Source organism: Pseudomonas sp. MHK4 (genome assembly GCF_054600775.1).
Window position 1 is genome coordinate 1 of sequence record NZ_BAAIAK010000057.1, and the last position, 555, is coordinate 555.

General features: G+C 68.5%; 1 pseudogene. It reads right to left on the reverse strand.

The window, feature by feature from the left end:
* A pseudogene (locus ACYP2Q_RS31495) lies at nucleotides 1–555 on the reverse strand (ImcF-related family protein); the annotation flags it as partial.

The window sequence follows — 555 nt, forward strand, 5'->3', positions numbered from 1 at the left end:
CGTCCCATTCGCTGACGATCGCCCGTTGCCACTGGCGGTTGAGGCTGCTGGCCGAGGGTTGCAGGACGCGCTGCCAGGCTTGCTCCAGCGGCTGCACGAACAGGGTCTGGCCGATACCGCCCCACTCTGCGCCGAGGCTGGCGGCGAGCTGGCTGCCATAGGCGCGGGTGTCGGTGAGGTCGATGCTTTTGCCCTGGAACACGGTCTGCGCCAGGGTCTGGGTCATGTTCTGCGGGTCGGCGGCGTGGTTGACCTGCTGCAAGGTCAGGCGGGTGCGCGTGACCTGGTTGAGGAAGGCTTGCAGGCTCAGGCGCTCGCGCTCGTCCTGGCCTTCGGCGGTTTTGCCGAGCAGGGCCAGCAGCGGGCCGAAGGTGGCGTCCAGGGGACTTTTGGGTCCCTGCAGTGGCTGCTCGATCAGCGGCACCGGGGCCTGGGCGATCAGCTTTTGCGCCGAACTGATCAGCGAGTCGGCCAACGCCTGGGTCCGTGTGCCGGCCTGTCCCTGGTAGGCCAGGGTGTTCATCAGCGCGATCAGCGGCGACTGGCGCACGTCGC